Origin of the sequence: Methylobacterium sp. R2-1, assembly GCF_014191355.1 — a bacterium.
In the GTDB taxonomy this organism is placed as follows: Bacteria; Pseudomonadota; Alphaproteobacteria; order Rhizobiales; family Beijerinckiaceae; genus Methylobacterium.
Map to the genome: position 1 here is coordinate 182,387 of NZ_JACHWM010000005.1, position 23,973 is coordinate 206,359.

General features: G+C 68.1%; 19 protein-coding genes and 1 tRNA gene. 11 read left to right on the forward strand and 9 right to left on the reverse strand.

All coding sequences use genetic code 11. From position 1 onward, the window contains the following. Positions 1 to 3: 3 nt before the first annotated feature. A complete protein-coding gene (locus tag FHU13_RS09260; protein WP_183435570.1) occupies positions 4 to 2,961 on the reverse strand; it encodes a bifunctional [glutamine synthetase] adenylyltransferase/[glutamine synthetase]-adenylyl-L-tyrosine phosphorylase in 2,958 nt (985 codons plus the stop codon). A 499-nt stretch (positions 2,962 to 3,460) separates the two neighbouring features. On the opposite strand from FHU13_RS09260, the gene FHU13_RS09265 reads away from it, so the two are divergent. Beyond that, the gene (locus tag FHU13_RS09265) at positions 3,461 to 3,676 is read left to right on the forward strand and encodes a hypothetical protein (protein ID WP_183435571.1); all 216 of its coding nucleotides are present in this window, start codon (positions 3,461 to 3,463) and stop codon (positions 3,674 to 3,676) included. A 6-nt stretch (positions 3,677 to 3,682) separates the two neighbouring features. Here FHU13_RS09265 and FHU13_RS09270 read toward each other — a convergent pair whose 3' ends face one another. The 6 genes from FHU13_RS09270 to FHU13_RS09295 all read right to left on the reverse strand — a co-directional run bounded on the left by FHU13_RS09270 (position 3,683) and on the right by FHU13_RS09295 (position 9,091). Next, entirely contained in the window at positions 3,683 to 5,110 is a 1,428-nt protein-coding gene (locus FHU13_RS09270; RefSeq protein WP_183435572.1) for a HAMP domain-containing sensor histidine kinase, read from the reverse strand. Further along, on the reverse strand, positions 5,107 to 5,805 hold the full coding sequence (locus FHU13_RS09275; RefSeq protein ID WP_183435573.1) for a response regulator transcription factor: 699 nt from the start codon (positions 5,803 to 5,805) through the stop codon (positions 5,107 to 5,109). Before FHU13_RS09275 ends, FHU13_RS09270 begins: the two co-directional genes overlap by 4 nt. A gap of 26 nt (positions 5,806 to 5,831) precedes the next feature. Beyond that, complete coding sequence (locus tag FHU13_RS09280) at positions 5,832 to 6,341, reverse strand: OsmC family protein (RefSeq protein ID WP_183435574.1); 510 nt, start codon at positions 6,339 to 6,341, stop codon at positions 5,832 to 5,834. A 73-nt stretch (positions 6,342 to 6,414) separates the two neighbouring features. Then, entirely contained in the window at positions 6,415 to 7,194 is a 780-nt protein-coding gene (locus FHU13_RS09285) for an ABC transporter ATP-binding protein (RefSeq protein WP_183435575.1), read from the reverse strand. A 7-nt stretch (positions 7,195 to 7,201) separates the two neighbouring features. Further along, complete coding sequence (locus tag FHU13_RS09290) at positions 7,202 to 8,047, reverse strand: ABC transporter permease (protein WP_183435576.1); 846 nt, start codon at positions 8,045 to 8,047, stop codon at positions 7,202 to 7,204. A gap of 69 nt (positions 8,048 to 8,116) precedes the next feature. Further along, positions 8,117 to 9,091, reverse strand: a complete 975-nt coding sequence (locus FHU13_RS09295) for an aliphatic sulfonate ABC transporter substrate-binding protein (protein WP_183435577.1) — start codon at positions 9,089 to 9,091, stop codon at positions 8,117 to 8,119. Between the two features lie 160 nt (positions 9,092 to 9,251). Between FHU13_RS09295 and FHU13_RS09300 the strand changes: the two genes are divergently transcribed. Together FHU13_RS09300 and grpE are read left to right on the forward strand one after the other, a co-directional pair. Then, a complete protein-coding gene (locus tag FHU13_RS09300) occupies positions 9,252 to 12,038 on the forward strand; it encodes a [protein-PII] uridylyltransferase (RefSeq protein ID WP_183435578.1) in 2,787 nt (928 codons plus the stop codon). Positions 12,039 to 12,130: 92 nt separating this feature from the next. After that, complete coding sequence (gene grpE, locus FHU13_RS09305) at positions 12,131 to 12,733, forward strand: nucleotide exchange factor GrpE (protein WP_183435579.1); 603 nt, start codon at positions 12,131 to 12,133, stop codon at positions 12,731 to 12,733. Between the two features lie 68 nt (positions 12,734 to 12,801). Here grpE and FHU13_RS09310 read toward each other — a convergent pair whose 3' ends face one another. Both FHU13_RS09310 and FHU13_RS09315 read right to left on the reverse strand, forming a co-directional pair. Continuing rightward, positions 12,802 to 13,659, reverse strand: coding sequence for a prephenate dehydratase (locus FHU13_RS09310; protein ID WP_183435580.1), 858 nt, complete (start codon positions 13,657 to 13,659; stop codon positions 12,802 to 12,804). 16 nt (positions 13,660 to 13,675) lie between these two features. Beyond that, on the reverse strand, positions 13,676 to 14,419 hold the full coding sequence (locus tag FHU13_RS09315; RefSeq protein WP_183435581.1) for a 3-deoxy-manno-octulosonate cytidylyltransferase: 744 nt from the start codon (positions 14,417 to 14,419) through the stop codon (positions 13,676 to 13,678). Positions 14,420 to 14,716: 297 nt separating this feature from the next. On the opposite strand from FHU13_RS09315, the gene FHU13_RS09320 reads away from it, so the two are divergent. From FHU13_RS09320 to FHU13_RS09355, 8 genes are all read left to right on the forward strand, one after another. Then, the gene (locus FHU13_RS09320; protein ID WP_183435582.1) at positions 14,717 to 15,622 is read left to right on the forward strand and encodes a c-type cytochrome; all 906 of its coding nucleotides are present in this window, start codon (positions 14,717 to 14,719) and stop codon (positions 15,620 to 15,622) included. Positions 15,623 to 15,795: 173 nt separating this feature from the next. After that, positions 15,796 to 17,721, forward strand: coding sequence for an extracellular solute-binding protein (locus FHU13_RS09325; protein WP_183435583.1), 1,926 nt, complete (start codon positions 15,796 to 15,798; stop codon positions 17,719 to 17,721). Then, a complete protein-coding gene (locus FHU13_RS09330) occupies positions 17,718 to 19,580 on the forward strand; it encodes an extracellular solute-binding protein (protein WP_183435584.1) in 1,863 nt (620 codons plus the stop codon). Before FHU13_RS09325 ends, FHU13_RS09330 begins: the two co-directional genes overlap by 4 nt. Positions 19,581 to 19,589: 9 nt before the next feature. Then, the gene (locus FHU13_RS09335) at positions 19,590 to 20,687 is read left to right on the forward strand and encodes a microcin C ABC transporter permease YejB (RefSeq protein ID WP_183435585.1); all 1,098 of its coding nucleotides are present in this window, start codon (positions 19,590 to 19,592) and stop codon (positions 20,685 to 20,687) included. Positions 20,688 to 20,756: 69 nt separating this feature from the next. Then, a complete protein-coding gene (locus FHU13_RS09340) occupies positions 20,757 to 21,290 on the forward strand; it encodes a GNAT family N-acetyltransferase (protein WP_183435586.1) in 534 nt (177 codons plus the stop codon). A 59-nt stretch (positions 21,291 to 21,349) separates the two neighbouring features. Continuing rightward, positions 21,350 to 22,882, forward strand: a complete 1,533-nt coding sequence (locus FHU13_RS09345) for a class I adenylate-forming enzyme family protein (RefSeq protein ID WP_183435587.1) — start codon at positions 21,350 to 21,352, stop codon at positions 22,880 to 22,882. 60 nt (positions 22,883 to 22,942) lie between these two features. Beyond that, complete coding sequence (locus tag FHU13_RS09350) at positions 22,943 to 23,725, forward strand: glycosyltransferase family 2 protein (RefSeq protein WP_183435588.1); 783 nt, start codon at positions 22,943 to 22,945, stop codon at positions 23,723 to 23,725. A gap of 35 nt (positions 23,726 to 23,760) precedes the next feature. Then, a tRNA-Ser gene (locus FHU13_RS09355) sits at positions 23,761 to 23,853 on the forward strand. The last annotated feature ends 120 nt before the right edge of the window (positions 23,854 to 23,973 follow it).

Here is a 23,973-nt window from a genome sequence, read left to right on the forward strand (position 1 = left end):
GCGTCAGTCTGGCCGGCCGAGCCGCCGGTCGAAGATCGTCCGCACCGTCCGCCGCTCCTCGTCGAGCCGAGCGCTGAGTGCCCGGGCATCGGGCAGGTTGGCGGCGCGGGCAAGGCGGGCGAGCGCGACGTCGGAGGCCTGCGTCGGATCACCCTCGACCATCAGGCGCTGCCAGTGGTGCACGTCATCGAGAAGACGGTAGGCGCCGTCAAGTTGCTCCGCCTCCTCGGCGGCGATGAGCCCTCCTCGCGCCGCCCGCGCAATCACCTCGGGCGCATCGAGGCCGATCAGTTCGGGATGGGTATGGGCGTGGCCGAGCACCAGGGCCTGCGCGAGGAAGTCGAGATCGAGCAGCCCGCCGGGGCTGAGTTTGAGGTCGAGCGGGCCATGATCACCCTTCTCATCCTCGACCGTGGCGCGCATGGCCCGCACGGAGCGGTTCACCGCCTCCGGGTCGCGGGGCTGCATCAACGCCTCGCGGATCACGAATTGCGCGTCTCTAGCGAGGCTCTCGTCGCCCGCGATGACACGGGCACGGGTGAGAGCCATGTGCTCCCAAAGCTCAGCCTCCTCCCGCTGGTAGGCGCAGAAACTGCGGAACTGCGCCGCCACCGCGCCCTGGCCACCGCCGGGACGCAGGCGCAGATCCACCTCATAGAGCAGGCCGCGCCGGGTCGGGGCCGTGAGCGCCGCGACGAGACGCTGGGTCAGCCGATTGTAGGCCACTGCCGCGTCGAGAGGTTTCGGGCCGGTGCTGGTGCGGTTCTCCGGGTCGAAGTCGTAGAGCACGACGAGATCGAGATCGGATTCCGCCGTGAGCTGGCGCGAGCCGAGGCGGCCGTAGCCGAGCACGACGACGCGGCCCTTCGGGATCGGGCCGTGGTCGGAGAAGAAGGTTGTCGCGACGGCCTCCAGAGCCGTCGCGACGGCGGCGTCCGCGATCGCCGAAAAGGCGCAGCCCGCTGCCTGTGGCGTCAGAATACCGGAGAGCAGCCGTGCGCCGGTGAGGAAGCGGAGCTGACGAGCCGCGTCGCGGCTGCGGTCGAGGAACAACTCGTGGCTGTCGGGTCGGCCGAGAAGCGCGCGGTAATGCGTGGCGATGGCCGCTGCATCGACCGTCGGATCGCCGAAATCGGGGTCGATCACCGCATCGAGCACGTGCGGCGAGAAGGCGACCGTGCCGGCGAGGCGCGGGGCGCTGCCGAGCAGATCGGCGAAGAGCAGCCGCAGCCGCTCGTGCTCGCGCAGGATGGTCAGCAGCTCCACGGCCGCCGGCATCCGGCCGAAGGCGCGGTCGAGGTTGGCGAGCGCCGCATCCGGATCGGGGGTGCCGGAGAGTGACTTGAGCAGGGCTGGGACCAGTTCGGTCAGCACCTCGCGGGCGCGGGGACTCCGCACCGCCGCGCGCCGGCCGAAATGCCAGCCGCGCACGGTATCCGTCACCCGCTCAGGATCGCGGAAGCCAAGACTGCGCAGGGTGGCGAGTGTCGCGGGATCGTCGGCGGCGCCGCTGAAGACGAGATCCCCCACGTCCGACGAGAGGTCGGGCCCGGCCTCGAACAGCAAGGCGTAGTGCGCCTGCACCCGGCGGGCGTGAGCAAGCAGCGCCTCCTCGAAGCCGGCAAGATCGGGATATCCGGCAAACCGCGCAAAATTCTCCAGCTCGGCCCGGTCGGTGGGCAGGCGCTGGGTTTGCTCGTCGCGCACCATCTGCAGGCGATGCTCGATCGTGCGCAGGAAGGCGTAGGCTTGCGCCAGTTCGTCCCGTGCCTCGGCCGAGATCCAGCCGTCCTCGTGCAGGCTGGCCAGCATCGGAACGGTGGAGCGCCCGCGCAGCATGGGACGTCGGCCGCCGAAGACGAGCTGCTGGGTCTGAACGAAGAACTCGATCTCGCGGATGCCGCCGCGGCCGAGTTTGATATCGTGACCGGCGACCGCCAGCGCCTCGTGCCCGCGTACGGCGTGAATCTGCCGCTTCATGGCGTGCACGTCGGCGATCGCCGCGAAGTCGAAGTACTTGCGCCAGACGAAGGGGGTGAGGTCGGCGAGGAACCGCTCGCCCACGGGGATGTCGCCGGCGATGGCGCGGGCCTTGATGAAGGCGGCCCGCTCCCAGTTCTGCCCCATGGTCTCGTAATAGACGTAGGCCGAGGCGAGGCTCATCGCGGTCGGCGTCGAGCCGGGATCGGGGCGCAGGCGGTAATCGACCCGGTGGACATAGCCGTCGCGGGTGCGCTCCTGCAGCAGCTTGGCGACGCCCTGGGCGAGTTTGGTGAAGAACGGCGTCGGCTCCAACCCCTCCTTCAGCCGCACGGCCTCGGGATCGAAGAAGACGATCAGGTCGATGTCGCTCGAATAGTTCAGCTCGCGCCCGCCGAGCTTGCCCAGCCCGAGCACCACCAGGCCCGAGCCGGCCTGGGGTTCGTCCCGATCCTTCGCCAGGAAGCGCCCGGAGGCGGCGGCCTGGAGAAGCATCGCATCGACGGCCGCTGAGACCGAAGCATCGGCGAAGTCGGAGAGCGCGGCGGTCACCCGTTCCAGCGGCCAGACTCCGCCGATATCGGCGAGCGCGACCAGGAGGGCGTGCTCGGCCCGGTTCCGGCGCAGGATCTTCCCGACCGCGTCGAGATCGGGCGAACCGCCCTCGACCGTCCGGCCGGCGGCGCGCTGCGCGGCGATGATGCGGGCGTCGGCGGCCTCCGGCGATTCTTCGAAGAGGCGGGCGAGGCGAGCCGGATCGCGCGAAGCCAGGGACCAGAGGAAGGTCGAATGGTCGGCGAGCGCTGCGAGAAGGTCTCGCGCCATCCCCTCACGCAGAGGAGCGGGAAGCGCTTCGGCGATCTCGTCGAGGCGCGCCCGCGCCGCCTCGGGGTTCGTGAGCGGCGGGGCCTGCCGCAACCGCGCGAACAGGGAGGCTGTGCCATCGTCGCGGGCAGAGGGCCCGCCGTTTCGCCTGCCCATGCCGTCCCTTCTTCACTTCGAAACGTCCGCGTCGCGAGGAAAACGCGGGTTTTGCCCATCAAACGCGCAATTTGAGTTCTGCCAAGGGATTTTCGACGGGCCTCTTGCAGGGACCTAGCACGGAGCCGGCAGACCGAAACCGTCACCAAGGAGTGGCACGCGGCGCACCGACCATCGCGGCGCCAAGGCTGCAGGGAGGATCCTGCGTCCTCGATCGAGGTCCGGTCCGGTCCGGAAACTATCGCAGACGGGCGGTCTTTCAGCGATCTGCGATACGGCATCAAGCCGAGCATCGGGTGAATGCGTCCGAACGCCCGATCAGCGCGGTGCCGCTGACACGAGCATTTTCAGGCTCGCTCACCGTCCTGTCATGGGAGCCTGGGGAGCGGTCCAGCCGCTCGCCGGTTGATCACGGACGTCAAGAGGCGGCACACTGCCAAGGTATCTCGGCGAGGTACCTCCGACGGACGGCGCGGCAACCGAGGACGGAAACGAATTGATGAGCAGCACCAACCTGGTTCCCTTCGCCGAGGCTGCGGTCTTCACGCTCGGTTGCGCGCTGATCGCGAGCCGCCGGTTCGACCCGCAGCGCCTCGGAGCGATGCTGGGCCTGGCCACGATCACGCTCGCGGTCCTGCTGGTGCTCTTCGCTCTGCCCGGCAGTCCGCTGATGACGCTGGCCGATCCTGACGGGGTGCGCAACTTCCTCAACTGAGCGCGTCTAGACCGCACCGGCCGGCAGACTCAGCGTGACGGCGAGCCCCGGCCCATTGTCAGCAAGATCGAGGCTGCCGCCGTGAAGCCGGGCGACGGCGCTGACGAGGCTGAGCCCGAGGCCGAAGCCGGGGCGTGAGCGGGCGGCGTCGAGACGTACGAACCGGTCGAGCACCCGCCCGCGCTCCTCTTCCGGGATGCCGGGGCCGCGATCCGCCACGGTAAGCCGGATGACACCGTCGGCGCGCACGGCGCTGACCGCGACCGGCTGCGGACTGGCTTCGGGCGATCGGACGCCGTACTTGATGGCATTGTCGATGAGGTTGGCCATCGCTTGGCCCACCAGTTCGCGATTGCCGTCGAGGATCAGATTCGGCTCGGTGCGGACGGTCAGGCTCATACCCTTGTCTTCGGCGAGCGGCTCGTAGAGTTCGGCCACCTCCCGTGCCACCTCCCCGACGTCGAAACGGCGGATGCTCTCCGGCGCGTTGCCGGCTTCCAGGCGAGCGATGGTGAGCAGCGCGTTGAACACCCGGATCAGCCCGTCGCTATCCTCGATCACGCCCTCGATCGCCTCACGGAGGGCCTCCGGCGTTTCGGCAGTGCGCAGGGCCTCGTCTGCACGGTTGCGCAGACGGGTCAGGGGCGTCTTGAGGTCGTGGGCGATATTGTCGGAGACCTCCTTCATGCCGCGCATCAACTCGCCGATGCGCTCCAGCATTAGGTTCAGGTTCTGGGCGAGGCGGTCCAGTTCGTCCCCGGTGCCGGCGACCCGCAGGCGCCCGTCGAGATCGCCCGCCATGATGGTGCGGGTCGTCTCGGTCATGTCGTCCACGCGCTTCAGCACGCGGCTCGCCACGAACCAGCCGCCGAGCACGCCGAGTACTACGACCAGCGCGAGCGAGGAACCGAAGGTGTTTCCGATTGCCGCGCGCAGGCGATCGCGCTCCTCGGTGTCGCGGCCGACGAGAAGGCGAAAGCCGCCGGCCAGAGTGAAGACCCGCATGATCGCGCGGTGGTCGCTCTGGTCCGGCTCGGAGCCGCGTCCGTAGTAGCCCTCGTACTGGCCCGGCCGGGCGAGGATGTCGGCCGAGACGCGGCTGACATTGCCGACGATGTGCTCGCCTGCGGGCGTGGTGACGAGGTAGAGCGAGGCGCCCGGCTCCTTGGCGCGCCGCTCCACCACGGCGATGAGTCGGCGCAGACCGCCCGCCGTGTACTGCTCGGACAGACCGTTGATCTCGGCGTCGATGGTCGAGACGATCTGATCGTCCAGAACCCGCCGCGCGTTCCAGGCGACGTAACCGAGCCCGAGTGAGGCCAGCACCGCGAACAGGACGAGGTAGGCGAGCGACAGCTTGAACGCCGTCGTTCGGAAGATCTTCCCGAGACGCGCGAGGAGTCCGTCCTGCGGCGGCGATGCAGCGGGATTCACGAGGGCTGAGGCTCGTCGGCCCGGATGACGTAGCCTGCACCGCGGACCGTGTGGATCATCGGGTGCTCGAAGCCGCGATCGATCTTCGAGCGCAGGCGCGAGACGTGGACGTCGATGACGTTGGTCTGCGGATCGAAGTGGTAGTCCCAGACATGCTCCAGCAGCATCGTCCGGGTCACGACCTGTCCGGCATGGCGCATGAGGTATTCGAGCAACCGGAACTCGCGCGGCTGCAGTACGATCTCGCGGCCCGCCCGCGTCACCCGGTGCGAGAGCCGGTCGAGTTCGAGACCGCCGACCCGGTAGGCGGTGGCCTCGCCGGAGCCGGTCGCGGCGGTGCGACGGCGGGCCAGCACCTCGCTACGGGCGAGAAGCTCGGAGAAGGCATAGGGCTTGGGAAGGTAGTCGTCGCCCCCCGCCCGCAGCCCCTTCACCCGGTCGTCCACTTGACCGAGCGCGGAGAGGATGAGGACGGGCGTGGCGATCTCCTGCTCACGCAAGGAGCGCACAAGCGAGAGCCCGTCGAGCTTCGGCAGCATGCGATCGACGATCAGCACGTCGTAATCGCCCTCGCGGGCAAGCGCGTATCCATCGAGGCCGTCGCCCGCATGGTCCACGGCGTGCCCGGCTTCCCGGAACGCTTTGACCAGATAGGCAGCGGCCTCGCGGTCGTCCTCGATGATGAGCAGGCGCATGACGCCCGTTCAATACGCTTCGCCTCTCAGGAGCGCGAGGCGTTCACAGACAATTCCGGCTTGTGGTTGAGGGTCTGGAACACGACGCAGTAGCGTTCCGTGAGCTTCAGGAGCTGGTCGAGCTTCTCCTGCGGGGCGTCGGTGTCGAGATCGAATTTGAGGCGGATCGAGCGGAAGCCGACCGGTGCCTCCTTGTCGACACCGAGCGTGCCGCGGAAGTCGAGGTCGCCCTCGGCGCTGACCGTGCCGGCCTTGAGCGGAATCTCGAGCGCGGTCGCCACCGCCTTCACCGTTACCCCCGCACAGGCGACGAGCGCTTCGAGCAGCATGTCGCCGGAGCAGAGTTCGGCGCCGGAGCCGCCGGTGGCGGGGTGCAGGCCGGCAACCGCCAGGGCGCGGCCGGTCTCGACCTTGCAGGCGATGCTGGTGTCGTCCAGCGAGCCCTTCGCCTTGAGCGTGATAACGGCAGCGTCCGGTGCCTCGCGGTACTTGTTCTTGAGCGGGGCCTGGAGAGCGCGCAGGGCGTTGGCGTCCATGGATTTCCTCCGGTTTTCTTGGCGGGTTTTCTTGGTGGGCCGGACTTAGCGGTTTTCGCGCGCGGACAACACCTCAGAACGAGCTGCCGCCGGCGAGTTGCGGTGCACGGGAAGCATCGCGCGGCCGCAGTGAATGATCGAGGGCGGACAGGATCGTGCGGGTCGCCGCCTCGCTGGCCGGCGCCGCCGGGTCGCGCGGCCGGCGCATCGGCAGGACCACCGTGTCGTCGAGGTGGCCGGGGTGCGGGCGCATGACGATGGCGCGGTCGGCGAGCGCCACCGCCTCCGCCACGTCATGGGTGACGATCAGCACGGTCGGCCGCACCTCCTCCCACAGGGCGAGGAGGTGGCGGTGGAGATCCTTGCGGGTGAAGGCATCGAGCGCCGAGAATGGTTCGTCGAGGAGCAGCACCCGCGGGCTGGCGACGAAAGCGCGCGCGATCGAGACGCGCTGCTGCTGTCCGCCCGACAATTCGCGGGGCCAGCGCCCGGCATGCCCAACGAGGCCCACGCGCTCGAGAGCGTGGGCGATCCGCTCCCGCCGCTCGCGCTTCGGCTGATGTTCGATGCCGAAGCCGACATTGTCGGCGACAGTGAGCCAAGGCAGCAGGCGCGGCTCTTGGAATACGAGGCCGACGCCGGGATGGGGCCCGGTGATCGGCTCGCCGTCGAGCGCGATCCGGCCGGCACTAGGGTGGTCGAGGCCGGCGATGAGGCGCAGCAGCGTGGTCTTCCCGCAGCCGGAACCGCCGATCAGCGCGACGATCTCGGCATTCGGTACGTCGAGGTCGATGCCTTCCAGCGCGCGCGTGCCGTCGGCATAGGTCTTGGAAAGGCTCTGGATGCTCAGCATGGCGGCCTCACAGCGTATCCCGCGCGGTGTCCTGCCAGCGCACCAGCGGGCCGGTGAGCGCGACGAGCACGGCATCGGCCGCCTTGCCCACGACGGCGAAGCTGATGATCGCGGCCAGGATCTGATCGGGTTTGCTGAATTGCTGGCCGTCGAGGAGCAGGTAGCCGAGGCCTTCGGAGGCGCCCATCAGCTCGGCGGCGACCACGAACAGGAAGCCGAGGCCAAGACCGGTGCGAAGCGCCGTCAGGGTCGCCGGCAGCACGGCCGGCAGGAGGATGCGCCGGGCAAGCGCCAGCTTCGAGAGGCGGAAGATGCGGCCGACCTCCACCAGCTTGCGATCGACCGAAGCGATGGCGCCGGCCACGCCGACGTAGACGGGAAAGAACACGCCGACCGCGATCAGGGCAACCTTCGGCGTCTCGAGGATCCCGAACCAGAGGATGAACAGCGGCACCCAGGCGAGGGAGGGTACGGCGCGCAGCGCCTGGAGGCTGGGATCGACCAGCCAGCGCAAGGCGGGCAGCGTCGCGGTGAGCGCGCCCGCGAGGATGCCGGCGCTCGCCCCAAAGGCGAAGCCGAGCCCGACCCTGATCAGGGTCGCCTCGACATGGGTCCAGATTTCGCCCGAGGCCGCGAGCGTCCAGAGCGCGGCACCGACCCGACTCGGCGGCGGGAGCAGGCGTCCGGAGGCGACTCCTGCCGCGACGGCGACCTCCCAGCCGAGTGCCAGAGCGAGCGGCACCAGCAAGCCGAGCGCCAACCGCGCGCCGGTGCCGAGGACAGCGACGCGCCCCGGACGGGCGGACGGAGCAGACTGCTCCTCGTCAGAGGACAGGATTGCCGGAGCACTCATACCAGTCTCGTACAGCTCTCTCGGCTCACCGCAACAGCATCCGGGCGGCGCCGAGCGCCCACGCTGCGTTCAGCGGGCCGGGGCCGGGTTGAACTGCGGATCGATCAGGCCGTCGACCGCTGCCGCCACATCGGTGGAAGCCGGAATGACGCCGGCCTGCTGCAGCGCCAGGCCGGCGGCGCGAATGCTCTCGGCCTGGGCCGGGCCGACGGCGGGCTGGCTCAGGTCCGTGCGCTCGAGCTGCTTGGCGATGACGGCCTCAGGAAGTTTGGTCGCCGAGACGAGGGCGTTCTTCAGGGCTTCCGGATTGGCGAGCGCGTAGGCGCGAGCCTGCTCATAAGCCGCGATGACGACCTTCACGAGGTCGGGGTGCGCCTTGGCGAAGTCCTCGCGCACATCGAGCACGCCCCAAGTGTTGGCGCTCGGATCGCGGTAGAACAGAACGTCGTCATTCTCGATCTCGGCGGCGGCCATCATCGGGTCGAGGCCGGCCCAGGCATCGACGTCGCCACGGTCGAGCGCCGTCCGGCCGTCCGCGTGCTGGAGCAGGACGAGCTTGGCGTCCTTCTCGGTCAGCCCGGCGCTCTGGAGCGCGCGGATCAGGAAGATGTGCGGATCAGTGCCGCGGGTGACCGCGATACGCTTGCCCTTGAGATCGGCAGGCTTGGCGATCCCCGTGTCCTTGCGGGTGACGAGGGCGGTCCATTCCGGTCGGGAGAAGGCGTAGACGACCTTGACCGGATTGCCGTTGATCCGGGCCAGCAGCGCCGCGGCCCCGGCCGAGGAGCCGAAGTCGATCGCGCTGCCGTTGAGGAATTCCAGCGCCTTGTTGGAGCCGAGCGACTGGACCCAGCGCACCTTGATGCCGCGGGCCTTCAGCGCCTCCTCCAGAAAGCCCTTTTCCTTCAGGACGAGGCTGACCGGATTGTAAGTGGCCCAGTCCAGACGGATCTCGCTCACATCTGCCGCGCGCAGGTCCGAACCCGCCGCAAGGAGGCCGAGCAATCCGGCGAATGCGGACAGGACGGTGCGGCGTCGGATCATGCGGCTGTCTCCCTCGTCGGCCCGGATCGATGTCCGGATCCACCCGATGGCTAAAACAGTCACGTTCGTTTCGTCAAACGGAAAATTCGCCGAACAGAACGGCTGGGTTGCGTGCAACCGGCCGGTGCCGCCGCCGGCTTTACATGCTAACGGAACGGCCATGTTCGACCCCGTTCCCGTCCTGGAAAAGATCGTCGCGTCCCTCGATCGGGACGCGCGTGAGCCCACCAAGTTGCGGGGGCTTCTGGTACCCGAGTTGCGCAAGGTGATCGAGACCGGGCACCGGGAGGCCGAACGTCTCCTCATGAAGGAACGGGACGGAATCGCCTGTGCGCAACGGCTGAGCCGTCTCACCGACGCAGTGGTGCGGGCGATCTACGATGCCGTGGTCTGGCGCCTCTATCCCAACGACAATCCCTCTACCGGCGAGCAACTCGCGATCGTCGCCACCGGCGGCTACGGGCGCGGAACGATGGCGCCGGGCTCGGACATCGATCTCCTGTTCCTGCTGCCCTACAAGCAGACCGCGTGGTCCGAGAGCGTCGTCGAAGCGATGCTCTACGTACTCTGGGACCTGAAGTTGAAGGTTGGCCACGCGACGCGCTCGGTCGAGGAATGTCTGCGCGAGGGCCGTGCCGACATGACGATCCGCACCGCTTTGCTCGAATCCCGCTTCCTGTTCGGCTCGCGCGCGCTGTTCGAGGAGATGGTCACCCGCTTCGATACCGAGCTGGTGATCGGCACGGCCACGGAGTTCGTGGAAGCCAAGCTCCGCGAGCGCGACGCTCGCGTCGCCAAGGCGGGCGCGTCGCGCTACCTCGTCGAGCCCAACGTCAAGGACGGCAAGGGGGGGCTGCGCGACCTCAACACCCTGTTCTGGATCGCCAAGTACACCTACCGGGTGCGGGATCAAGTCGAGCTGGTTCATGCCGGCCTGTTCACGCCGGACGAGTACAAGCTGTTCGAGCGCTGCGAGGAGTTCCTGTGGCGGGTGCGTTGCCACATCCACTTCGTGACCGGCCGAGCGGAGGAGCGGCTTTCCTTCGGGCTCCAGCCCAAGATCGCCGAGCGGCTCGGCTTCGGCGCCCGCGGCGGCCTCTCGGGCGTCGAGCGCTTCATGAAGGCCTACTTCCTGATCGCCAAGGATGTCGGCGACCTCACCGCCATCGTCTGTGCGGAACTCGAAGCGCGTCACGCCAAGCGTACACCGGTGCTCGACCGCTGGATCGGCCGCTTCCGCGATCGGTTCCGCGCGACCTCGATCGAGGCGGAAGATTTCTGGATCGACAATGGCCGGGTCAACATCCGCGGCGAGGACGCCTTCGAGCGGGATCCGATCAACCTGATCCGCCTGTTCTGGCTTGCCGACCGGCATAACCTGCCGATCCACCCCGATGCGGCGCGGCTGGCCAACCGCTCGCTCCGGCTCATCACCCACACGGTGCGCGTCGATGCGGAGGCCAACCGGCTCTTCCTCGACATCCTCATCTCGAAGAACGCGCCGGAGACGATCCTGCGGTCGATGAACGAGGCCGGCGTGCTCGGCCGTTTCATCCCGGAATTCGGCCGCATCGTCGCGATGATGCAGTTCAACATGTACCACCACTACACGGTGGACGAGCACCTGCTGCGCTCGATCGGCGTCCTGGCAGCGATCGATTCCGGCCGGGTGCGCGAGGAGCACCCGCTCGCCTCGCGCCTCATCGACACGATTCACAACCGCCGCGCCCTCTACGTCGCGATCCTGCTGCACGACATCGCCAAGGGGCGGCCGGAGGATCACTCGACCGCCGGTGCCGCCATTGCCCGCAAGCTCGGGCCGCGCTTCGGGCTCAGCCAAGCGGAGACCGAGACGGTGTCCTGGCTCGTCGAGCACCACCTGCTCATGTCGATGACGGCGCAGAGCCGCGACCTGTCCGACCACAAGACCATCGAGAAGTTTGCGAGCGAGGTGCAGAGCCTGGAACGCCTGAAGCTCCTCGCAATTCTCACCGTCGCCGACATCAAGGCGGTGGGACCCGGCGTGTGGACGGCCTGGAAGGGCACGCTGCTTCGCACCCTCTACGACGAGACCGAGGTTGTCCTGTCCGGCGGCCACTCGGAAATCGCCCGAACCGACCGCGTGCGGTTGATCCAGATGGCACTGCGCGAGCAACTCTCGGACTGGCACAGCGACACCTTCGACGCCTACGCCGCGCGTCACAATCAAGCCTACTGGCTCAAGGTGGACAGTACGCGCCACTTCAAGAACGCCCGATTCCTGCGCACGGTGATGGAGGAGGGCCGTACCAGCGCCACGACCTACGAGACCGATCCGGTGCGCGGCGTGACCGAGTTGACGGTCTACTCGCCCGACCATCCGCGCCTGCTCGCCATCATCACCGGCGCCTGTGCGACGATGGGCGGCAACATCGTCGATGCGCAGATCTTCACGACGACCGACGGCTTCGCGCTCGATTCGATCTTCATCTCCCGTGCCTTCGAACGGGACGAGGACGAGTTGCGCCGCGCCGGCCGCATCGCCACGGCGATCGAGCGGGCGCTCAAGGGCGAGATCAAGATCGCCGAACTCGTCGCCGACAAGCACCCGAAGCAGCCGCCCAAGACCTTCCTCGTGCCGCCGGACGTGTCGATCGACAACGCCCTGTCGAGCCGCGAAACCGTGGTGGAGATCACCGGCCTCGACCGGCCGGGCCTGCTCTACGAGCTGACGACGGCGCTGAACCGCCTGAGCCTCAACATCACCTCGGCGCATGTGGCGACCTTCGGCGAGCGGGCGGTGGACGTGTTCTACGTGACCGACCTGACCGGCACCCGCGTGGTGCAGCCCGACCGACTCGCGATGATCCGCGCCGCGGTGATGGAGGTGTTCGCCAGCGACGTCGCCGCACTGCGCGCCGAAGGCCTCGACGCGTTGGTCGATTCGCCGCCTCCGCGTGAGTTGTAGGAGGCGATGGCGAAGCGCTCGCTTGATTTCGCGGTTTGCCCGAATGATATCAGCCCCATCCCGGAACACTTCGAGATCTGATCGATCGCACGATGATGGCTGACGACATGGAGAAGCAGGAGCGGCACAACGGCGCTGAGGCGGAGGTTCCGCCGCAGCCCGCCACCGCGGGCGCGGATGCGGAAGGCCTCGCGGCCGCCATCGCGGAGCGCGACGAGTTCAAGGATCGCCTGCTGCGCACGCTGGCCGAGATGGAGAACCTGCGCCGCCGCACCGAGCGCGAGGTTGCCGATGCCCGCACCTATGCGGTGACGAACTTCGCCCGCGACATGCTCAACACCGCCGACAACATCCGCCGCGCCCTCGACAGCGTGCCGGCCGATGCGCGGGCGGGCGCCGAAGGAGCCTTCAAGGGACTGATCGAGGGCATCGACCTGACGGAGCGGGATCTGACCAAGACGCTGGAGCGCCACGGCGTGAAAGTGGTCGATCCGCAAGGTCAGCGCTTCGACCCGAACCGGCATCAGGCCATGTTCGAGGTACCGAATGCCGAGGTGCCGAACGGGACCGTGGTCCAGGTGGTTCAGACCGGATACGTCATCGGCGACCGGACTCTGCGCCCGGCCCTCGTCGGCGTCTCCAAGGGGGGTCCGAAGCCCGAGGCCAACAAGGACAAGCCCGCCGACGCGGCATAACGCGCCGCTGTCGTCGAGAACGAAAAAGGCCGGCACCGCTGCGCCGGCCTTTTTCATGTCCGCCTTCGCTACTCCGCCGCCTGCCGCGTCGTCTCGCGGAACGGATGGGCCGGGTATGTGCCGATGATGCGCAGCTCCTTCGAGAAGTAGCGCAGCTCTTCGAGGGCCCGGCGCAGGCCGTCGTCCTCAGGATGTCCGTCGACCTCGGCGTAGAACTGGGTCGCGGTGAACTGGCCTTCGACCATGTAGCTCTCGAGCTTCGACATGTTGACGCCGTTCGTGGCGAAGCCGCCGAGCGCCTTGTAGAGCGCCGCCGGGATGTTGCGGACCCGGAAGATGAAGCTCGTCACCGTCGGGCCGTTGCCCGGTTCGATCTCGGCGGGCTCGGGCGAGAACACCACGAAGCGCGTGGTGTTGTGCGCCTCGTCCTCGACGTCGCGCTCCAGGATGTCGAGACCGTAGACCTCGGCCGCCATGGCCGGGGCGAGCGCCGCGCGGCAGGGGTCGCGCGCCTCAGCCACCTCGCGGGCGGCGCCGGCCGTGTCGCCGGCCACGACCGCCTTGAGGCCGAGGCGACGGATGATCCGGCGGCACTGGCCAAGCGCGTGGATATGGCTGTGCACGCTCGTCAGCCGCTCCGCGCTCCCGCCCGGCAAGGCCATGAGCTGGAAGTGAATCGGCAGGAAGTGCTCGGCGATGATGTGCAGCCGCGAGGTCGGGATCAGGTGGTGGATGTCGGCGACCCGGCCGGCGATCGAATTCTCGATCGGGATCATCGCGAGGCCTGCCTTCCCCTCGTTCACCGCGGCGAAAGCATCCTCGAAGGTGGCGCAGGGCAGCGCGGTCCAGCCGGGATAGGCCTGCGAGCAGATGATGTGCGAGTTGGCGCCGGGCTCGCCCTGATAGGCAATGGTACGATCGGTCATCGGTGTTTCAGCGGGTTCAGTTGAGGCGGCGGACGGCGAGGAGCGTGCGGGCGCGCTCCAGATCGGCGGGGGTGTCGACGCCGAGCGGCAGATCCTCGACGATCATGGCGTCGATGCGCATGCCGGCCTCCAGCGCGCGCAGTTGCTCCAGCTTCTCCCGCCGTTCCAGTTCGCCCTGCGGCAGGGCGACGAACCGCGCGAGCGCCTTCCGGCGATAGGCGTAGAGGCCGATATGGTGGAGCAGCGGCCCTTCCCCCCAGGGGGCGCGGGCGCGGGTGAAGGCGAGCGCCCGCAGACGGTTCGGTCCCACCGTGTGGCCGATGATCTTGACCACGTTCGGATCGTCCATATCCTCGGGCCGGTGGATCACCGCGCAGAGGGTGGCGATGTCGACCTGCGGGTCGGCCAGTGGCGTCACGGCCGCGGCGATGATCGCCGGGTCGATGGTCGGCAGATCGCCCTGCAGGTTGACGACGACATCGTGGTTGCCGTCCGGATCGACGATCTCCAGCGCCTCCGCGAGGCGATCGGAGCCAGAGGGGTGATCGGCCCGGGTCATTACGGCCAATCCGCCCTGCGCCTCGATCGCGTCGGCGATCGCGTCGGTATCGGTGGCCACCACGACAGGTCCGATGCCCGCCTCCACGGCGCGGCGCCAGACATGCACGATCATTGGTGCGCCTGCGATGTCGGCGAGCGGCTTCGACGGAAGCCGGGTCGCGGCGAGGCGTGCTGGAATCAGGATCAGGGGATCGGACATGGCCTGGGGCAGTGAGACGAGCGTCGGGCTAGCGGACAGGGGCGGCTCTAGCAGCGGCGATCCGGCTTGTCATGGCCGTCCCCGGCGTCCCTCCGGTGCGGCAGGGCTGCAACGGGCGAGGCCCGCACGCTCGAAGCTTGTGACGAATAACGGTGTGCGACAGCGCGCAGCGTGCCTGGCCCATTGTCAAGATCGGGCCCAAGCGGCTAATCACCCTTGAAATCCTCCAAAGTCCGGCGTCTGCCCGTCGGGCCCTCATCCGCCGGGTCCTGATCCCGTGCGCCGGAGCTGTCGAGCATGGATTCCTTCGAGCTGAACAAGGTTGCGGGCGCTGTCCTGGGTGCCCTCCTGTTCGCGGTCGGGTCGGGCTTCGTGGCGGAGCTGATCTATCATCCAAAGCCCGCCGGAAGCGCCGGCTACCCCCTGCCCGAACCGGAGCCGAAGAGCGCCGGCGGCGCCGCCGAGGCGCCGAAGGCCGAGCCTATCGCCGTGCGGCTCGCCACCGCCGATGCCGACAAGGGCAAGGGTGGCACCAAGGCCTGCCAAGCCTGCCACAGCTTCGAGAAGGGTGGCCCCAACAAGGTCGGCCCCGATCTTTGGGACGTCGTGGAGCGCCAGAAGGCCCACCATGAGGGCTTCGACTACTCCGCCGGCCTGAAGGAGAAGGGCGGCACCTGGACCTACGAGGATCTCGACCACTTCCTCGAGAACCCGAAGGGCTACGTGAAGGGTACCAAGATGGCGTTTGCCGGCATCAGCTCGCCGACCGAACGCGCCAACGTCATCGCCTATCTCCGGACCCTCTCCGAAAGCCCGAAGCCGCTGCCGGCCGCCGAGAAGAAGGCTGAGACGGCGCCGGCGGATGACAAGAAGGCCGAGGCCGCCAAGCCGGCGGAGGGCAAGGCCGAGGACAAGGCCTCCGGCAAGTCCGAGGAGAGGCCGGTCGAGAGCGCGACCGGCAACAAGGACAAGGCGCCCGAGACCAACGCGCCGAAGGGCGACACTCAGTCCGGTGACGGCAAGGACACCACCCGTCCGGTCCCGGCGCCGCAGGTCCAGCCGCAGCGCAACGAGGTCGCCCCGACCCAGGCCCCGGAGGCCAAGCCGTCGGGCGATATTCCGACCAAGGCGGCCCCCGGCTCCGAAAGCACCCCGGCCACTGAGCCGCCGGCCAAGGCCGATCCCGAGGCACCTAAGCCGTAAGGCGGGGTGGCGAACTGAATTCTCGAAGGCCGGGCCCTGCAAAGCCCGGCCTTTTTCATGTCCTGGCGCCCGGCCCTGGCGCCTGCGCGCTCGCGGCGGGTTGGCGCCGGACCCGGGCTCGTCCTAGAACGGCGCCCGACTGACCTCTCACAGGACCGGGAGACCGCGCCAACGTGACGGAAAACGCCGTGATCGCTCGCCGCAGCTTCCTCGCCGGAGCGCTCGTTCTCCTCGGCCTGCGGGGCTCCGCCTCGGCCCAGGAGCCCGCCGAATCGGCCTCGAAGGTCTCTGCGCGGGAGGCATCCGGCGTGGGTTCGGGTCCTTGGCGCCACGCCCTGACCCTGCTCGGCGAGCCGAAATACGGCCCGGACTTCCAGCACTTCGAGTATGCCGACCCGAAGGCGCCGGTCGGCGGCATGGTGCGGCTCGGGGCCCAGGGCGGCTTCGACAACCTCAATTTCATCGTCAACGGCCTGAAGGGCGATCTCGAGGGCGGGATCACCCAGATCTACGACACGCTGATGGAAGATTCCGGCGACGAGCCGTTCTCCTCCTACGGGCTCCTCGCCGAGGGCGTGCGGATCGCCGAGGACGCTCAGTGTGTCACCTATCGCCTGCGGCCGAATGCGCGCTGGCACGACGGCAAACCGGTCACCGTCGAGGACGTGATCTGGTCCTTCGACACACTGAAGGCCAACAGCCCGTTCTACGCCGCCTATTACCACACCGTGGTCAAGGCCGAGCTGGGTGGCGAACGTGAGGTCGTCTTCCGCTTCAGCGAGGCCGGCAACCGCGAGCTGCCGCAGGTGTTGGGCCAGATGCCGGTACTGCCCAAGCACTGGTGGACCGGTACGGACAAGAACGGCAAGCCGCGCAACGCCACCGAAACGACGCTGGAGATTCCGTTGGGGTCCGGACCCTACCGGCTCGCCAGGATCGATGCCGGCCGCTCGGCCGTCTACGAGCGCGTGGCCGATTACTGGGGCAAGGACCTGCCGGTGAATCGCGGTCGCAACAATTTCGGCACGGTCCGCTACGAGTATTTTCGCGATGGATCGGTGCTGCTGGAGGCGTTGAAGGGCGACCTCTACGACTTCCGCACCGAGAACATCGCCCGCAACTGGGCCACCGCCTACGACGACTTCCCGGCGGTGAAGGAAGGACGCCTGATCAAGGAGGAGTTCCCCGGCCGCGGTACCGGCATCATGCAGGCCTTTGTGTTCAACCTGCGCCGGGACAAGTTCAAGGACGAGCGCGTGCGCCGTGCCTTCAACCTCGCCCTGAACTTCGAGGAGATGAACCGGCAGCTGTTCTACAGCCTCTACAGCCGGATCGATTCCTACTTCTACGGCTCGGAACTGGCCTCGTCCGGCCTGCCCGATGGCTTGGAGAAGGTGATCCTGGAGAGCGTGCGTGACAAGCTGCCCGAGCGCGTCTTCACCGAGACCTACACCAACCCCGTCAACGACACGCCCGAGGCCGTGCGCGCCAACTTGCGCAAGGCGGTCGGCCTCCTGCGCGAGGCCGGCTACGAGCTGAAGGGCGGTCGTATGGTCGCCAAGGCGACCGGCGAGCCGCTGACCGTCGAATTTCTCGAATTTCAGAACGTGTTCGAGCGGGTAATCCTGCCCTACGCCGCGCAGCTCAAGCTGATCGGCATCGAGAGTTCGATCCGGGTGATCGATCAGGCACAATACCAGAACCGCCTGCGCAGCTTCGACTTCGACATCACGACCTCGAGTTGGCCGGAATCGCTCTCGCCCGGCAACGAGCAGCGTGAGTTCTGGGGCTCGGCCGCCGCAGACAAGCCGGGCTCGCGTAACATCGCCGGGATCAAGGATGCGGGTATCGATGCGCTGATCGAGAAGGTGATCTTCGCTCAGGACCGTGAGACGCTGGTTGCCGCGACGCACGCTCTCGACCGGGCCCTTCTGGCCCACAACTTCGTGGTGCCGCAATGGTCCTCAGCCGTCACGCGCACCCTCCGCTGGAACCGCTTCGGCCGTCCGGCGGTGCTGCCGAAATACGGCGCCTCGGGCTTCCCGACCACGTGGTGGTACGACGAGGCTCTCGCAGCGAAGACGGGGGCACCGCGATGAGCGCGGGCCCGACCCGTCGGGGCGTCGTCCTCGGGACGGGTGCGCTGGCTCTCGCGAGCGCCCTGCCTCGGCCCCCCCGCGCCGAGGGCACACGTCCCGCCCACGGGCTGTCGAGCTTCGGTGAGCTGAAATATGGGCCCGACTTTCCGAACTTCGACTACGTGAACCCGATGGCCCCGCGCGGCGGGCGCTTCTCGACACAGATCGTCCAGACCTTCGGCAATCAGGCGTTCGACACCTTCGACACGCTCAACCCTTACGTCTTTCGCGGCAACGGCGCGGCCGGCATCAACCTCACCTTCGACAGTCTGATGGTGCGCGCGCTCGACGAGCCGGACGCGCTCTACGGCCTCGTCGCCCGCTCGGTCGAGATCAGCCCCGACGGCCTGACCTACCGCTTCACGCTTCGTCCGCAGGCGCGCTTCCACGACGGCTCGACCCTGACCGCGAAGGACGCGGCCTTCTCCCTCACCATCCTCAAGGAGAAGGGCCATCCAACGATTTCGCAGGTGATCCGTGACGTCGAAGCGGCGACGGCGGAGGGCAACGACACCCTGGTCGTACGCTTCGCCCCCGGCCGCAGCCGCGACCTGCCGCTGATCGTTGCCGGGCTTCCGATCTTCTCGGCAAAGTTCTTCGAAGGGCGCGACTTCGAGGCTCAGACCCTCACGCCGATGCTCGGCTCCGGTCCTTATCAGATCGGGCGGATCGATATCGGCCGCTTCATCGAACTGGAGCGCGTGACCGATTACTGGGCCGCGGATCTGCCCGTCATGGTCGGGCAGAACAACTTCGATCAGCTCCGCTACGAGTATTTCCGCGACCGGCAGGTGGCGTTCGAGGCGTTCAAGGGCGGCGCCTACACCTACCGCCAGGAATTTACCTCGCGGATCTGGGCCACGGGCTACGATTTTCCCGCCGTGCGCGAGGGCCGCGTCAAGCGCGAGACCCTGCCCGACACCTCGCCCGCGGCCATCCAGGGCTGGTTCTTCAACACCCGCCGCGAAGTGTTCAAGGACGCCCGCGTGCGCGAGGCGATCGGCCTCTGCTTCGACTTTCCCTGGACCAACCGCACGGCGATGTTCGGCTCCTACGAGCGCACCGTCTCGTTCTTCCAGAAGACCGACCTGATGGCGACGGGCAAGCCCACGGCGGAAGAGCTGGCCCTGCTCGACCCCTTCAGCGGCCAAGTGCCGGCCGAGGTCTTCGGCGAGGCATGGACGCCGCCGGTTCCGGACGGCTCGGGCCAGGACCGGGCGCTGCTGGCCCGCGCGGTGGCTTTGCTCAAGGAGGCGGGCTGCACCCGCGAGGGCGGTAGCCTCCGGCTGCCGAGCGGCAAGCCGATCGAGCTCGAGTTCCTCGATTCGGACTCCGTCTGGGAGCCCATCGTCCAGCCCTTCATCCGCAATCTCGGGTTGATCGGCATCAAGGCGCGCCAGCGGGCGGTGGATGCCGCGCAGTACCAAGCGCGGGTGCGCGATTTCGACTTCGACATCATCTCCCGCGCCGCCTCGGGCGACGCGACGCCGGGGCCGGAACTGCGCGAGGCCTACGGTTCGCGCGCGGCGGCGATCCCCGGCTCCAACAACCTCGCCGGCATCAGCGATCCGGTGGTCGACGCCCTGCTCGACCGCATCGCCAATGCCGATTCGCGCGCGGGCCTCACGGTGGCCTGCCGCGCCCTCGACCGGGTGCTGCGGGCCGGCCGCTACTGGATTCCGATGTGGTACTCGCCCGAGTACCGCCTCGCCCTGTGGGACATGTTCGGCCGCCCGGCGAAGCTGCCGACCTACGGGCTCGGCGTACCGGCCCTGTGGTGGTACGACGAAGAGAAGGCGCGCCGGATCGGCCGGGGCTGAGGATCATCCATGCTCGCCTACATCCTGCGCCGCGTCGCGCTGATGATTCCGACCATCCTTGGAATCATGCTCATTACCTTCGCCATCATCCAGTTCGCCCCCGGCGGCCCGGTGGAGCGAGTGCTCGCCCAGCTTCAGGGGCAGCAGGAGGGCTCACTCTCGCGGATCACCGGTGGGCAGGGTGACCTCGGAGGCGGGGTGGCCCGCGGCGGCGGTGAATCTTCGAAGTATCGCGGCGCGCAGGGGCTCGATCCGGCCTTCATCAAGAAGCTCGAAGCGCAATTCGGCTTCGACAAGCCCGCCTATGAGCGCTTCGGCAAGATGCTGTGGGACTACCTCCGCTTCGATTTCGGTCGCAGCTATTTCCGCGATGTCTCGGTGCTGGAGCTGATCAAGGAGAAGCTTCCGGTCTCGATCTCGCTCGGCCTGTGGATGACACTGATCTCCTACGCGATCTCGATCCCGCTCGGCATCCGCAAGGCGGTCGCCGACGGCTCCCGCTTCGACGTCTGGACCTCGGCGGTCGTCATCGTCGGCTACGCGATCCCGAGCTTCCTGTTCGGCATCCTCTTGGTGATTCTGTTCGCGGGCGGCTCGTTTCTGCAGATCTTCCCCTTGCGCGGCCTCACCTCGGAGAACTTCGAGTCGCTGAGCGTCTGGGGCAAAGCGGTAGACTACGCCTGGCACCTGGTTCTGCCGCTCTCCGCGCTCGTGCTCGGCGCTTTCGCCACCTCGACCCTGCTGACCAAGAACTCGTTCCTGGACGAGATCCGCAAGCAGTACGTCGTGACTGCCCGCATGAAGGGCCTCACCGAGCGGCGGGTCCTCTACGGCCACGTCTTCCGCAACGCGATGCTGATCGTGATCGCGGGCTTTCCCGGCGCCTTCATCACCGCCTTCTTCACCGGCTCGCTGCTGATCGAGACGATCTTCTCCCTCGACGGTCTCGGGCTCCTGTCCTTCAACTCCATCGTCGGCCGCGACTATCCGGTGGTGTTCGCTACGCTCTACATCTTCTCTCTGCTCGGCCTGGCCGTGAATCTCTTGTCCGACCTCACCTACACCTGGATCGATCCGCGCATCGACTTCTCGGCCCGAGGCGCCTGACACGCGCGCCCTGTTTGCCGGCTGCGCGGCCGACTGCTATCGGCGCGCACCCGCCGCCGGACGCCACCCGTGACCGCCCTCCCCCTCGTGATCCGTCCCGAACATCCGGACGACGCCCCGGCAATCGAGCGGCTGCACGCGCGCGCCTTCGGCCCTGGCCGCTTCGCCCGCACCGCGTACCGCTTGCGCGAGGGCGCCGCGCCCCTGCCCGATCTCTGCCTGACGGCACTCGTCGGCACCTATCTCGTCGGCTCGGTACGGATCGGCCCGGCCGAGGCTGAGGGCGGGTCGCTCCTTGTCCTCGGACCGCTGACCGTCGATCCGAGCTTTTCGGACCGTGGCATCGGCACCAGCCTGATGCAGGCGAGCCTCGATGCCGCCCGCGCCGCCGGACACGGCCTCGTCGTCCTCGTCGGTGACGCACCCTACTACCGCCGTTTCGGCTTCCAGCCCGTGCCCACCGGCCGGCTGGCCCTTCCGGGGCCGGTCGATCCCGCGCGCTTCCTCTGGCTCGAACTGACGGAAGGTGCGAGCGCCGGACTCTCCGGAGTGATCCGGCCGCCGCGCGGCGCGCACGGCACGTCACAACACGGCCCCGCTTGACCCTCAGGGGTGGGGATCGGACACCGGGGCAAACGCAAAGATCACGGGAAACGCCTGCCGTGCCGCCCCTAGACGACCGCCAGCCACCGCCCCGCTTCAACGCGGCCCGTTACTGCCTCGCAGAGAATGCCCGGCTGCGCGGCGACAAGACCGCGCTGATCATGGTCGGTGAGGGCAGCACGGTCAGTCGCCTCACCTATGCCGAGGCCGACCGGGCGGTGCGCGGCATCGCGGCGGGGCTGCTCGGCCTCGGGCTGAAGGCCGGCGACCGGGTGATGATCCGCATGGGCAACGAGGCCGACTACGTGCTGGTCTATTTCGGTGCACTCGCCGCCGGACTTGTCGCCCTGCCCTCCTCGCCGCAACTGACGGTCGATGAGGCCGCCTTCCTGATAGAGAATGCCGGCGTCGCCGCCATGGTGACCGGTGAGGGCTTTTCGGATTCCAGCGGTGCTGCGGACTGCATCCAACTCAACTCCGAAACAATCGCGGGGATGAAGGCGGGCGAGCCACTCGCCGACTACGCCGACACCGCCGCCGACGACCCGGCGACTCTCGTCTACACCTCCGGCACCACGAGCCGCCCGAAAGGCGTGCTCCACGCCCACCGCGCCATCTGGGGCCGCCGGCCCATGCACGCGCACTGGCTCGGGCTGACCGAGTCCGACGTCATGCTGCATGCCGGCACCATGAACTGGACTTACACGCTGGGCGTCGGCATCACCGACCCCTGGGCCTGCGGCGCAACCACGGTGCTCTACAACGGTCCGCGCGACCGCGCGATCTGGCCCCGCCTGATCGCCGAGCAGGGCGCGACGGTCTTCGCGGCGGTGCCGAGCGTCTACCGCCAGATCCTCAAATACGCCGATCTCTCCGAGCACGACCTCTCGCGTCTGCGCCACGGCGTGACCGCGGGTGAGGCACTCTCGCCCGACCTTCTCGAGGCCTGGACGAAAGCAACGGGGAAGCCGCTCTACGAGGCGCTCGGCATGAGCGAGATCTCGACTTACGTGTCGAGCGGTCCGACCATCCCCGTGCGGCCCGGCTCGCCCGGCCGGCAACAACCGGGACGCCGCGTCGCGATCCTGCCCGTCGAGGGCCCGCCCGAGCCGCTGCCGACGGGCGAGTCAGGCCTGCTGGCGATCCACCGCACCGATCCCGGCCTGATGCTCGGCTACTGGCAGCGGCCGGAGGAAGAGGCGGCGGTGATGCACGGCGCGTGGTTCGCCGGCGGCGATCTCGCGAGCCTCGACGCCGACGGCTACGTCTGGTTCCACGGTCGCAACGACGACCTGATGAATGCCATGGGCTACCGCGTTTCGCCCGTCGAAGTGGAAGGCGTACTGGCCGGTCATCCCGACGTCGCCGAGGTCGGCGTGACGGAGTTGGCCGTGCGTGCCGATCTACGGGTCATCGCCGCCTTCGTGGTTCTCCGCTCCGGCGCCGACCCTGACGAGGAGGCGCTGATAGCGTGGTGCGGCGAGCGGCTGGCCGCCTACAAGGCGCCCCGCACCATCCGTTTCCTCGACGCGCTGCCGCGCACCGCCAATGGCAAGGTTCAACGCAAGCGCCTCGCGGAAGCCGCCGGGTAACCGTGCTTGTTCGCACAGAATCCGGCCGCTAGAGCAATGGCGCCGCGCGTAACGAGACCCATGGCCCCGCTCCCGATCTCCGTCTTCATCATCGTCAAGAACGAGGCCGATCGCATCGGTGCCACCATCGCCGCGGTGCGTGAGCTTGCCGACGACATCGTTGTGGTCGATTCCGGCTCGACCGACGGGACGCAGGCGCTCGCGGCCTCCCTCGGCGCCCGGGTGATCCACAACGACTGGCCGGGTTACGGCCGGCAGAAGCGCTTCGCGGAAGGGCAGTGCCGCCACGACTGGGTGTTCAACCTCGACGCCGACGAGGTGGTGCCCGCCGACCTCGCCGAGCAGATCCGTTCCGTCTTCGCGAACGGCGAACCGGCCCACGCCGCGTGGTCCATCCCCATCGCCGAAATCTTCCCCGGCGAGACGCGCCCCCATCCCTGGGCCTACGTCCTGACCCCGGTCCGGCTCTACCGGCGGGACTTGAGCACCTACTCCACCTCGCCGGTCCATGACCGAGTGGTACTGGGGCCGGGCGTCACCACGGGGCGGATCAAGGGACGCATCCACCATTTCTCGGTGCGCTCGCTCGGCGACCAACTCGACAAGCTCAACCGGTACTCCGACCAGCAAGCGGACGACCTGGATGCTCGCGGCGTGACGATCTCATCTTGGCGCCTCTATGTGGAATTGCCGGGCAACTTCCTGAAAGCCTATTTCGGCCGCCGCCACTTCGTGCGCGGCGCCTACGGTTTCCTCACGGCGATGAACTACGCGATCTCCCGCCACCTGCGCGTGGCCAAGCATTACGAGCGCCGCGTCACAACCCCGCGCCGACCGGGTTGACCCGCCGCCCCGGAGCTTCTACAGCCGAGCGGCGGGGAGACGTGGCCGAGAGGCTGAAGGCACTCGTTTGCTAAATGAGCATACCCCTAATAAGGGTATCGAGGGTTCGAATCCCTCCGTCTCCGCCACTCACTTTTCGTTATATTGTAATGAGCTAGCAAAGCATCGGCGAGGTGCTTCGTTGCAGCTTCATGGCTCCGGACTTGTAGCAGCTCCCTGCCCTTCCACCCCAAGCTGTCGATGCCCGC

Excerpts from the sequence above, each read along its gene's own strand:
- FHU13_RS09295 (WP_183435577.1), bottom strand. The coding sequence starts at position 9,091 with ATGATCCGACGCCGCACCGTCCTGTCCGCATTCGCCGGATTGCTCGGC.
- FHU13_RS09290 (WP_183435576.1), bottom strand. The coding sequence starts at position 8,047 with ATGAGTGCTCCGGCAATCCTGTCCTCTGACGAGGAGCAGTCTGCTCCG.
- FHU13_RS09275 (WP_183435573.1), bottom strand. The coding sequence starts at position 5,805 with ATGCGCCTGCTCATCATCGAGGACGACCGCGAGGCCGCTGCCTATCTG.
- FHU13_RS09315 (WP_183435581.1), bottom strand. The coding sequence starts at position 14,419 with ATGTCCGATCCCCTGATCCTGATTCCAGCACGCCTCGCCGCGACCCGG.
- FHU13_RS09310 (WP_183435580.1), bottom strand. The coding sequence starts at position 13,659 with ATGACCGATCGTACCATTGCCTATCAGGGCGAGCCCGGCGCCAACTCG.
- FHU13_RS09300 (WP_183435578.1), top strand. The coding sequence starts at position 9,252 with ATGTTCGACCCCGTTCCCGTCCTGGAAAAGATCGTCGCGTCCCTCGAT.
- FHU13_RS09350 (WP_183435588.1), top strand. The coding sequence starts at position 22,943 with ATGGCCCCGCTCCCGATCTCCGTCTTCATCATCGTCAAGAACGAGGCC.
- grpE (WP_183435579.1), top strand. The coding sequence starts at position 12,131 with ATGATGGCTGACGACATGGAGAAGCAGGAGCGGCACAACGGCGCTGAG.
- FHU13_RS09285 (WP_183435575.1), bottom strand. The coding sequence starts at position 7,194 with ATGCTGAGCATCCAGAGCCTTTCCAAGACCTATGCCGACGGCACGCGC.
- FHU13_RS09320 (WP_183435582.1), top strand. The coding sequence starts at position 14,717 with ATGGATTCCTTCGAGCTGAACAAGGTTGCGGGCGCTGTCCTGGGTGCC.
- FHU13_RS09330 (WP_183435584.1), top strand. The coding sequence starts at position 17,718 with ATGAGCGCGGGCCCGACCCGTCGGGGCGTCGTCCTCGGGACGGGTGCG.
- FHU13_RS09265 (WP_183435571.1), top strand. The coding sequence starts at position 3,461 with ATGAGCAGCACCAACCTGGTTCCCTTCGCCGAGGCTGCGGTCTTCACG.
- FHU13_RS09260 (WP_183435570.1), bottom strand. The coding sequence starts at position 2,961 with ATGGGCAGGCGAAACGGCGGGCCCTCTGCCCGCGACGATGGCACAGCC.
- FHU13_RS09280 (WP_183435574.1), bottom strand. The coding sequence starts at position 6,341 with ATGGACGCCAACGCCCTGCGCGCTCTCCAGGCCCCGCTCAAGAACAAG.
- FHU13_RS09335 (WP_183435585.1), top strand. The coding sequence starts at position 19,590 with ATGCTCGCCTACATCCTGCGCCGCGTCGCGCTGATGATTCCGACCATC.